This window comes from Plantactinospora endophytica (assembly GCF_016862915.1).
GTDB classification, from domain to species: Bacteria; Actinomycetota; Actinomycetes; order Mycobacteriales; family Micromonosporaceae; genus Plantactinospora; species Plantactinospora endophytica.
Genome location: NZ_BONW01000012.1, coordinates 196,480 through 205,639 on the forward strand (window position 1 = coordinate 196,480; position 9,160 = coordinate 205,639).

The 9,160-nt window shown below is 71.1% G+C and carries 7 protein-coding genes; 5 read left to right on the forward strand and 2 right to left on the reverse strand.

Going from position 1 to position 9,160, the window contains the following annotated elements:
• On the reverse strand, positions 1-3,336 hold the full coding sequence (gene fdh / locus Pen02_RS13010; RefSeq protein ID WP_203866265.1) for a formate dehydrogenase: 3,336 nt from the start codon (positions 3,334-3,336) through the stop codon (positions 1-3).
• A gap of 247 nt (positions 3,337-3,583) precedes the next feature.
• On the opposite strand from fdh, the gene Pen02_RS13015 reads away from it, so the two are divergent.
• The 3 genes from Pen02_RS13015 to Pen02_RS13025 all read left to right on the forward strand — a co-directional run bounded on the left by Pen02_RS13015 (position 3,584) and on the right by Pen02_RS13025 (position 6,771).
• Positions 3,584-4,852 (forward strand): cytochrome P450, encoded by a 1,269-nt coding sequence (locus tag Pen02_RS13015; RefSeq protein ID WP_203866234.1) that lies wholly within the window; start codon positions 3,584-3,586, stop codon positions 4,850-4,852.
• Positions 4,853-4,908: 56 nt separating this feature from the next.
• Entirely contained in the window at positions 4,909-5,568 is a 660-nt protein-coding gene (locus Pen02_RS13020; protein ID WP_239140575.1) for a maleylpyruvate isomerase N-terminal domain-containing protein, read from the forward strand.
• 180 nt (positions 5,569-5,748) lie between these two features.
• Complete coding sequence (locus Pen02_RS13025) at positions 5,749-6,771, forward strand: magnesium transporter CorA family protein (protein WP_203866235.1); 1,023 nt, start codon at positions 5,749-5,751, stop codon at positions 6,769-6,771.
• 220 nt (positions 6,772-6,991) lie between these two features.
• Here the strand turns inward: Pen02_RS13025 and Pen02_RS13030 are convergent, their stop codons facing one another.
• A complete protein-coding gene (locus tag Pen02_RS13030) occupies positions 6,992-7,759 on the reverse strand; it encodes a hypothetical protein (protein WP_203866236.1) in 768 nt (255 codons plus the stop codon).
• Between the two features lie 269 nt (positions 7,760-8,028).
• Between Pen02_RS13030 and Pen02_RS13035 the strand changes: the two genes are divergently transcribed.
• Complete coding sequence (locus Pen02_RS13035; protein WP_203866237.1) at positions 8,029-8,385, forward strand: hypothetical protein; 357 nt, start codon at positions 8,029-8,031, stop codon at positions 8,383-8,385.
• The gene (locus Pen02_RS13040) at positions 8,382-9,041 is read left to right on the forward strand and encodes a nucleotidyl transferase AbiEii/AbiGii toxin family protein (protein ID WP_203866238.1); all 660 of its coding nucleotides are present in this window, start codon (positions 8,382-8,384) and stop codon (positions 9,039-9,041) included. Before Pen02_RS13035 ends, Pen02_RS13040 begins: the two co-directional genes overlap by 4 nt.
• Positions 9,042-9,160 lie beyond the last annotated feature (119 nt).

Genomic DNA, 9,160 nt, shown 5'->3' on the forward strand with positions numbered 1-9,160 from the left:
TCATCCCTCCCGTTCGTGGCTGTCGCGGTCGGTCCGCTGCCGCCCCGGCCCGGTCTCGTCGTCCGGGGCGCCGTCGTCCGCCGGTCGGGTGCCGTCGCGGTCGGCGGTGACGATCGGCGGGTGGTGCCCGTCGAGGCCGGCCCGCCGCCGGTAGTCGGCGAGGTAGTCGAGCAGGTCCGGGCCGGTCGGGCGCCGGCCGGGCCGGACGTCGCAGGTGCCGACCTTGCTCTCCTGGATCAGCACGTTCGGGTCCAGGGTGGCCCCGAACAGGTCGTTGGCCGGCTCGCCCGTCACCAGGCCGGCACTGCCGAAGTGGTACGGCAGCCACACCTGGTGGATGATTCGGCCCTCGATCCGCAGCGGGGTCAGCCGGTCGGTCACCATCACCTTCGCCTCGATTACCCCCCGGCTGGTCACCAGGTGTGCCCAGCCCAGGTGGGTCAGCCCGCGTTCGACGGCCAACTCGGGCGCAACCTCGACGAACATCTCCGGCTGGAGTTCGGCCAGGTGCCGGACGGTGCGGCTCATCCCGCCCGCGGTGTGGTGCTCGGTCAGCCGGCTGACGGTGAAGACGTACGGGAAGACGTCGGCGTGCGGCTCCGGCGGGCTCGGGTTGGTCGGGTTGTCCGGCCGCTCGTAGACCTTCCGGGTCGGGTTGGCCTGCTGGCCGTAGAGCGGGTTGCGGACCGGGGACTCGACCGGCTCGTAGTGCGTGGGCAGCGGCCCGTCCAGCGCCCCGGACGGCGCGTAGAGCCACGCCTTCCCGTCGCCCTGCATGATGAACGGGTCGTCGCCGGCTATCCCGGCGACCCCGACGGCGTCCTGGGCCGGCCGGTACGTCGGCGGCTTCGTCTTCTCGAAGTCCGGCACGTCGTACCCGGTCCACTCGCCCCGCTCCGCGTCCCACCAGACGTACCGTTTTCGGTCGCTCCACGGTCGGCCCTCGGGATCGGCCGAGGCCCGGTTGTAGAGGATCCGCCGGTTGAGGGGCCACGCCCAGCCCCACTCCAAGGCGACCCAGTTCTGCTCGCCGCCAGGCTTGCGCCGGGCGGCCTGGTTGACGCCGTCGGCGAAGACCCCGGTGTAGATCCAGCAGCCGCCGAGGGTGGAGCCGTCGGGCTTCATCTCGACGTAGGAGGCCAGCGGACGGCGGGTGGCGATCTCGTACCCGTTGATCTCCCGCAGTACCGCCTCGGCGTCCGGTTCGGCGTGCGGGCCCTCGGTGGGATAGTCCCAGGCCAGGTCGAGCAGGGCGCGGTCCCGGGGCCGGGTGGAGCCGGCCAGTTTGCTCCGGACGATCCGGCCGAGATGGTAGGAGAACCAGAGTTCGGAGCGGCAGTCGCCGGGCGCCTCGACGGCCTTCTCCCGCCACTGCAACAGCCGCTGGGTCTGGGTGAAGCTGCCCGGCTTCTCGACGTGCGAGGCGGCCGGCAGGAAGAAGACCTCGGTACGGCACCGCTCGGGCGCGATCTCGCCGGTCTCCACTTCCCGGCTGTCCTTCCAGAACGTCGCGCTCTCGATCATGAACAGGTCGCGGACCACCAGCCAGTCCAGGTTGGCCATGCCGAGCCGCTGGGCCCGGCCGTGCGCCGAGCCGACGGCCGGGTTCTGCCCGAGCAGGAAGTAGCCCTTCACCTTGCCGTCGATCATGTTGAAGACGGTCTGGTACGTGCCGTGGTCGCCGGTCATCCGGGGCATGTAGTCGTAGCAGAAGTCGTTCTCCGGAGTCGCCGCCGCACCCCAGTACGCCTTGAGCAGGTTCACCGCGTACGCCCGGGCGTTGCCCCAGAAACCCTTCTGCCCCGGGTGCTGGATGCTGGTGCACCAGTCCTCGAAGGTCGGGTGCTGGGCGTGGTTCGGCATCGGCAGATAGCCGGGCAGCAGGTTGAACAGGGTCGGGATGTCGGTCGAACCCTGGATGCTGGCGTGCCCGCGCAGCGCCAGTACCCCGCCGCCGGGCCGGCCGATGTTGCCGAGCAGGAGCTGGATGATCGCCCCGGTCCGGATGTACTGCACGCCGACGCTGTGCTGGGTCCAGCCCACCGAGTAGACCAGCATGGTGGTCCGGTCCCGCGTCGAGTTCGCCACCCAGGCGTCGGCGACCTCCTGGAACTTCTCCCGGGGTACCCCGCAGACCCGCTCGACCATCTCCGGGGTGTAGCGGGCGTAGTGCCGCTTGAGGATCTGGTAGACGCAGCGCGGATGCTGGAGCGTCTCGTCCCGCTGCGCCTGGCCGGCGACCGGTGGGCCGTGCGACTCGTGCCGCAGCCCGGCTGCGGTGTCCCGCTCGGTGGCGGTGTCGACCTGCCCGTTGGTCTCGTGCCCGGCGTACTGCCAGCTCCGCTGGTCATAGCTGGTCCGGTCCGGGTCGTACCCGGAGAAGAGCCCGTCGAGGTCCTCGGTGTCCCGGAACTCGTCGGTGACGATGGTGGCCGCGTTGGTGTACGCGACGACGTACTCCCGGAAGTCCAATTCGTTCTCCAGGATGTGCCGCACGATGCCGCCGAGGAACGCGATGTCGGTGCCGGCCCGGATCGGGACGTAGCTGTCGGCGAGCGCGCTGGTCCGGGTGAACCGGGGGTCGACGTGGATCACCTTGGCGCCCCGGCGCTTCGCCTCCATCACCCACTGGAAGCCGACCGGATGCGCCTCGGCCATGTTCGAGCCCTGGATGACGACGCAGTCACTGTTGATCAGATCCTGCTGGAAGTCCGTCGCGCCGCCGCGACCGAAGCTGATCCCCAGACCGGGGACGGTGGCGGAGTGTCAAATCCGGGCCTGGTTCTCGATCTGGAGCGCCCCCATCGCGGTGAACAACTTCTTGATGAGGTAGTTCTCCTCGTTGTCCAGGGTGGCCCCGCCGAGGCTGGCGATGCCGAGCGTGCGGTGCAGCGGCCGGCCCCGGTCGTCGACGTCCTCCCAGGTGGCGTCCCGGGCCGCGAGCACCCGGTCGGCGATCATGTCCATCGCGGTCGGCAGGTCCAGCTCTTCCCACTCCGTCCCGTACGGGCGGCGGTAGAGCACCCGCTGCTGCCGCAGGTCGCTGGTGACCAGACCCAGACTGGCGGCCCCCTTCGGGCAGAGCCGGCCCCGGGAGATGGGGCTGTCCGGGTCACCCTCGATCTGGGTCACCCGGCCGTCCGAGACGTAGACCCGCTGGCCGCAGCCGACCGCGCAGTAGGGACAGATCGACCGGGCGACCGAGTCGGCGGTGTCGGTGCGCGGGGTCAACGCCTTCGAGGCGGCGGACTTCGCGGCGGCGCCCCGGCCGAGCGGATCGGTACCGGTGAGCTGGCGGTAGACCGGCCATCCCTCGATCCAGGTGCGGACCCCCATCGTCAGCACCTCCTCCAGCGACGAGGCCGGTTGCCCGACCATCCGAGGGTAGGTCAGCCAGACGGTGCCCCGAGGGCAAGCGGCGAAACCCCGCAGCACCGGAAATATCCCGAGAAATTTCGGCCCCCGGTGCCGGTCGCTCGCGGACGGTCCGACCAGCTATAACAGGACGAAGGGCAGCAAACCTCAGGGGTACCAATGCGAATGATCATGACATCCGAGGCGATTGGGGCAGTACCCTGACGCGATGTCTGTCGATCAATCCACCGAAACCGGCTCGGATTCCTCCCCCCGCATCGACTTCGACCACCACTCCCCGGAGTACCGCGCCAACTGGCGGGCGATCTCCGACGACCACCTGGCGCGCTGCCCGGTCGGCCGGACCGACGCGTACGGCGGCTTCTGGGTGGTCTCCGACCACGCCAGTCTGAGTCAGGTGATGCGGGACGACGCCACCTTCAGTTCGGGGCGCAACACCGAGGACCCGTCCGACCCACGGCAGGGCATCGTGATCCCGCCGAACCCGATCCGCCAGTTGCCGCTGGAGCTGGACCCGCCGGAGTACACCCCGTACCGGCGGCTGCTGAACCCGTACTTCTCCCCGACGGCGGCCCGCGAGGCGCAGCCCTTCCCCGAACAGGCCGTCGACGCCCTGCTGGACCGGGTCTGCGCGAGCGGTCGGATGGACCTCGTCCTGGACTTTGGCAACCCGCTGCCGGCGATGGCCACCATGAAGCTGATCGGGCTGCCGCTGGACGACTGGCACGTCTACGCCGAACCGATGCACCGGGTCGCGGCCACCCCGCCGAGCGCCCCCGACTACCTGCACAACGTGCAGATCATGGGTCAGCTCGGCGGTGCCATCGCCGCCCAGGTGCCGAGGCTGCGCGACGAGCCGGGCGAGGGACTGCTGAGCGGGCTCGCCAAGGCCACCGTCGACGGACGGCCGCTGCCGGACGAGGAGGTGGTGACCATCGCGCTGCTGGTGATCCAGGGCGGCGTACACACCACCACCGCGCTCTTCGCGCACACCATGCTCTGGCTGGCCGAGCATCCGGAGCAGCGGAAGAGACTGGCCGCCGACCCGGCGCTCTGGGAGCACGCCACCGAGGAGTTCGTCCGGGTCTTCCCGCCCGCGATGGGCTTCGCCCGGACCGTCACCCGGGACGTGGTGGTAGGCGGGCAGCAGATGCGGGCCGGCGACCGGGTGATGATGTCGTTCGCCGCCGCCAACCGGGACCCGGCGGTCTTTCCCGACCCGGACGAGGTACGCCTGGACCGCTCCCCCAACCGGCACACCAGTTTCGGCGTCGGCATCCACCGCTGCATCGGGCTGAACCACGCCCGGGCCTGGTTCCCGCTGATGGTGCGGCGGGTGTTCGAACGGATGCCGGACCTGGTCGTCGACCGGGACGACGCGGAGCAGAACGAGAGCGTCGGCGTCATCAACGGGTTCGTCACCCTCCCGGCGACGTTCACCCCGAGCGAGCCGCTCGGGGTGCCCATGCCGGACTGAACCATCCACGGCGCGTCCGCCGGGCGGTCCTCGGGAGCGTCCGGCGGGGTGTCCGGATGTCGGCCGGGGACGGTACGTTCTCCGCCGACCGTCCGACCAACCACCCGGGGGTACCGATGACCGTCAGCGCGGACGACCTGGAGACGGCGGTGGCGAGTGTCGTCGACGCGCTCCGCCCCGGCACCGACCGGGACTGGACGGTGCCGGCGGACGGACTGGACTGGGACTGCTGGCACACCGGCGAGCACCTCGGCGACTGCCTGCTGTCGTACGCGATGCAGCTCGCCGCCCGCCCCGCCGACCGGTACGTGCGGTTCCTGGCCAACGTCGACAAGGAGGCGACCCCGGCCCAGGTGCTGGAGTTCGTCGAGGGTTCCGGGCAGGTCCTCGCCGCCATGGTGCGGACCGCGCCGACGTCGGTCCGGGCCTGGCACCCGCAGGGGATGGCCGACCCGGCGGGCTTCGCCGGGATGGGCTGCGTCGAACTGCTGCTGCACGGCGACGACATCGCCCGGGGCCTCGGCCTGGCCTTCACACCGCCGGCCGAGCTCTGCGCCCGGGTGCTGGCCCGGATGTTCCCGCAGGTGGCACCCGAGCTGACCGGGGTCGACCCGTGGCCGGCACTCTGCTGGGCCACCGGCCGCACGGAGCTGCCGGGCCGGCCCCGGCTGCACGAGTGGCGCTGGCACGCCGCGCGGCCGGGCGAGGACGCCTGACCGACCACGGAACGGGCGGGCTGGCGGGCGAGAACGTCTGACCGGATATCCCGGCCGGACCGGCCCAGCTTTTTGGCCGGGCTTTCCGGCCGAGGTTCCGGGCTCAGGTTCGACGAACCACCGCGCTGGCGGTCACCGCCCGCCTACCGTCAGGAGTGTGCAGCTAGAGGCGGCGGGCCGATGACCAACTCCCGCATGTACCGCGACGGCGCCCTCGTCGACCAGGGTTTCCCGCCGACCGAGGTCGGCGACCGGCTCGCCGCCGACGACCGGGTGGTGATCTGGCTCGACATCTGCAAGCCGACCGAGAACGACCTGAAGCTGCTCGCCGACGAACTCGGGATGCACCAACTGGCGGTGGAGGACGTCGTCCAGCAGGCCCAGCGGGCGAAGCTCGACCGGTACGACACGCACCTGTTCCTGAACACCTACATGGTGCGGCTGGACGCGGCCGGCGGACTGACCGACAACGAGGTGTCGGCGTTCATCAAGCCCCGGGCCCTGGTCACGGTGCGGTACAACGACCGGTTCGACATCCGGGAGGTACTGGCCCGCTGGGACGAGACCGTCGAACTCTCCGGGCACGGCATCGCGTTCCTGCTCTACGGCCTGCTGGACACGCTGATCGACGGCCACTTCTCGGCGGTGCAGCAGCTCGACGCCACGCTGGAACGGGTACAGGCCGCGATGTTCAAGGACGGCGGTGCGGCAGGCGGCGGCGCTCGCGACGGTGACGCCAGTCAGGCCGGCACGATGGACCGCAACGAGGTACAGCGGCGGATCTTCCTCGCCCGGCGGGACCTGGTCCGGCTGCGCCAGGTCACCCTTCCGATGCGGGAGGTGGTGAACGCCCTGATGCGGCCGACCATGCACACCGTCGACCAGACGATGCTGCCGTACTACCAGGACCTGTACGACCACGTGCTGCGGGTGATCGAGTGGAGCGACTCGCTGCGCGACCTGAACACGACGATGCTCGAGACGAACCTGATGTTGCAGAACAACCAGCTCAACCTGATCGTCAAGCAGGTCACCGCGTGGGCGGCGGTGATCGCCGTACCGACGGCGGTGACCGGGTTCTTCGGCCAGAACCTCGCCTTCCCGTGGCGGCACACCCCGGCGGAGTTCATCGTCTCGCTGGTCGTGACGTTCGGGCTGGCCATCGCCCTGTACGTGATCTTCCACAGGAAGACCTGGATCTGATCACAGGAAGACCTGGGTCTGGTCGACGGTGTCCCGGACGGATCGGGGAGGCCGGCGGTGTCGCCAACCTCCCCGATCCGATCCCGCCAACGACCAACCGCTACGACTGCTGCCGGTCGACCGCCACCGGTCAACTACTTCGACCGCCGACCGCCGACCGTTGATCGGCCGGTCAACGGGTCACCGGGTCACCGGGTCACCGGGTCACCGGATCAGCCGGTCAGCGGGACCAGAGGTCCTGGACGATGTCCGCGGCCTGGTCCTCCCACTGCGCGTACGCGTACGGGTACGCCGACACCTGCACCGCCTGGGCGGCGTCGGTCAGCGGCAGGTCCCACCAGCGGTCGACCCGCTTGAGCCCGTCGAAGAACGCACCGGCCGAGTAGTCGCGGTCCCGGATCTGGTCCGGCGAGCCCCAACCCGAGGACGGCCGCTGCTGGAACAGCCCCAGCGAGTCGTGGTCGTTCCACTCGCCCAGGTGGCCGAGGTTGCGCAGCTTCGACTCCTGGAGCGAGGTGGCCACGCCGATCACGGCACCCCGCTGGCCCATGTCGAGCTTGCGGGCCACCCGGACGATCTCCCGGGCGTTGTCCCGCTGGTCGTCGTCGAGGTCGATCCGCGACTGGGCGCCCTGCACGCCGTAGGGAGTCAGCTTGCCCCGGGACGCCTTGTCGTCCGAGTTCCCTCCGCCGTCGGCGGGTCGGTTGCCGTCGTCGTGCGACTCGTCGGCCCGCATCGACTGGCTGTACGCGGCCCGCTGCGTGCCCGGGTCGCCGGAGGCGGCCACCATGCCGGCCGGACCGGCCACCGCCGAGCAGGCGGCGGCGCAGGTGAGGCCGGCGACTGCCAGCGCGGACCGACGGGCGATCGGCGTTTCGGCGACGGCCGGAAGCCGGCGCACCACCGGATGTGCGGCGATGGCGGGAAGCCACCGCGTGGTTGCGGTCTCCGTGATGGCGGGGAGCCATCGTCCGAAGATCGGATTCATGGTTGCCCTTTCGCTTCGGGATTCCGGGAGGCACTGCCCGCGCCGGGCTCTCGGCCGGCGCACGTAGGAGGTACGCCCGCGGTCCAGGGGGCTGAGCTCACGGGCGTACCGGTTTGAACAACCAGCCGGGCCAGTCCGGCATTCCGGATTTGAGCAGCCACCGGCCACGCCCGGGTCGGCCCGGTCCGAGGGCCGGCGGGAGGCCGGACAGACCAGCAAAATCGGGTACGGATAATCCGGACCGGCCCGCTTCCGGCTACCCTGAGCCCATGCAGTACGCCGCCGCGGCCGGAACCGGCGTGGCCTACCTGGCCCGTCCGGGCCGACCTGCCGTGGTGAGCCCGACCGTCGCCGAGCTGACCGGGCCGACCTCCGGCACGGTGGTACTGCCACTGCGCCTGATGTGGGGGCCGGACCGCACCTTCGACCTGGACGATCCGGACCAACTGCTCTGGATGTACGAGAACGTCCTGCGCGAGACCACCCGCTCCGACGACCTGCGCCGGTTCCTCAACGGCCGGGTCCTCCGCCGGGTCTGGACCGCGCTCAACCTGCCGCGCGGCGTCCGGGCGGCATGGGAGCGACGGCACCCGTCGCTGGCCGCCGCCGAGCGCCGGGCGGCATGACCACCACCCATCTCGACGACTTCTACCGCCAGGTCGCCCGGGTCGCCCTCTCCGTCGCCGACAAGCACGGGTTCGTGCTCGGCGGCGGAGTCGCCTGGGCGGCACACGGGCTGGTGTCCCGGCCGACCGAGGACGTCGACCTCTTCGCCGACGTCGACGGCGCGGCGGCCAGCGCGGAGGCGGAGGTCCGGACCGCGCTGGAGGCCGCCGGGTTCGCGGTCGCCGACGAGGACCCGTCGCACGACCTGGCCGGGCTGTTCAGCGGGTTCGAGCTTGACATGAAGGACTTCCTGGTCAGCCGGGGCGGGCGGCGACTGCGGCTCAGCCTCGGCCGGTTGGACCGGCACCGCAGCCCGGTGGTGATGGACCTCGGCCCGGTCATGCACGTCCAGGACCTGGTCGCCAGCAAGACCGCCGCCCTGGTCACCCGCCGCGAGGTCCGCGACTACATCGACGTCGCGGCGGCACTCGACCGGTACGCCGTGGCGGACCTGATCCGGCTCGCCACCGAGTACGACCCGGCGATCGAGCCGGACGACATCACCGCTGCCGGCCGCTACCTGGACCGGCTCCCCGACCAGCGCTTCGCCCGGTATGGCCGGGACGCCGCGCAGGTCCGGTCGATCCGGGACAGACTGGCCGACTGGCCCCGCTGACGCCCGGGCACGGAGCCCCGGCCCGGTCACCGCCGACGGTACCGGTCCACTGAGCGGGCCGGACAGCCGACGACGGCCGGACCCGTGTCGGATCCGACCGTCGTCTCGTGCCCTTAGCT